3 protein-coding genes are annotated in these 1,146 nt (G+C 37.3%); all 3 read left to right on the forward strand.

Translation table 11 applies throughout. The features are described 5' to 3' along the window. Positions 1 to 162: 162 nt before the first annotated feature. Positions 163 to 486, forward strand: coding sequence for an IS66 family insertion sequence element accessory protein TnpA (gene tnpA / locus H8909_RS13135; RefSeq protein WP_117460055.1), 324 nt, complete (start codon positions 163 to 165; stop codon positions 484 to 486). Then, positions 480 to 836 carry an IS66 family insertion sequence element accessory protein TnpB gene (tnpB, locus tag H8909_RS13140; protein ID WP_187013148.1) on the forward strand — a complete coding sequence of 119 codons (357 nt, stop codon included), beginning with the start codon at positions 480 to 482 and terminating at the stop codon, positions 834 to 836. The genes tnpA and tnpB overlap by 7 nt, the downstream gene beginning before the upstream one ends. Before the next feature lie 69 nt (positions 837 to 905). Continuing rightward, on the forward strand, positions 906 to 1,146 hold a 241-nt coding region (locus H8909_RS13145), incomplete at its 3' end, for a hypothetical protein (protein WP_202985980.1).

The following is a 1,146-nucleotide window of genomic DNA, read 5'->3' on the forward strand; positions in this document are numbered from 1 at the left end:
GTAAGCGCCAAATAATATAGTGGATTGAAATAGACCTCACCATATTAGATAATTAAAGTGTTTTTAGATTCTAAATTTACTATATATAGCGTTTTTAGCCACTAAATTTACTATATATAGTGATTTTAGCACTGAATTTACTATATAGAGGATGGTGAGATCATGGATATTCAAAGTATTAATGATGATATCAAGACCAAGCAATGGGTGGAAAGGATTAAAGCGTGCAGGGAAAGTGGACTTCCCGTCAGAAAATGGTGCAAGCAGAACAACATATGTGAGCAGACCTACTACTGCTGGCTAAAGAAACTGCGAAAGATGGCAATCGAAACAGGTGCTGTAAAGGCTCCATCATTTGTCTCTGTTGATCAAAGCACATTTGATAAACAGAACATAATTATAACTAAAGGTGATGTTCGTATAGAATTTCCCTGTGATACAGACATAGGAACAGTAACGAATATCATTGGTGCACTATTATGTTAGGTGATATCTCCAAGGCTGAGCATATCTATATGGCTGTTGGCTATACAGATATGAGGAAACAGATTGATGGTCTTAGTGCACTTGTTACAACACAGTTTAGTTTAGATCCCTTTTCAAATTCAGTATTCCTGTTCTGTGGTAGAAATTCGAGAGTGATGAAGGCACTGTACTGGGAGGGTGACGGCTTTGTGCTTCTTTACAAGAGACTGGAAAATGGCAGATTCAAATGGCCTAGAAATGAATCCGAAGCAAGAGAAATAACACCCCAGCAGTTCAGATGGCTCCTTGAGGGACTTGCAGTTGTACAGCCTGGAAGAATAAAGAAAATGAGTCCAAAAGCAGTCCTATAATAGCCCTGATTCATGGAAGAATTGTACGATTTATGGTATAATTAGAACATGAAACGGAGGGCATTTCTGATGGATAATTCTACTAAAGCTACAGTTGAAAACATGACTATTGCATCAGCTGATTTAGCTAGTACTATTGCAGAATTAAAAGCAGGCATTGCATCTCTAAACGCTTTAGTTGAAAGCTTAAAGTCTGATAATGAATACCTAAAGAATAATAATGATCTTCTTCGTGAAGAGAATGCATATCTTAAGAGAAAGCTGTTTGGCGTCAAGAGTGAGAAGATGCCATGTTCTGTAGAACAGCTTT

The organism is Catenibacterium faecis (assembly GCF_014306455.1).
GTDB classification, from domain to species: Bacteria; Bacillota_I; Bacilli_A; order Erysipelotrichales; family Coprobacillaceae; genus Catenibacterium; species Catenibacterium mitsuoka_A.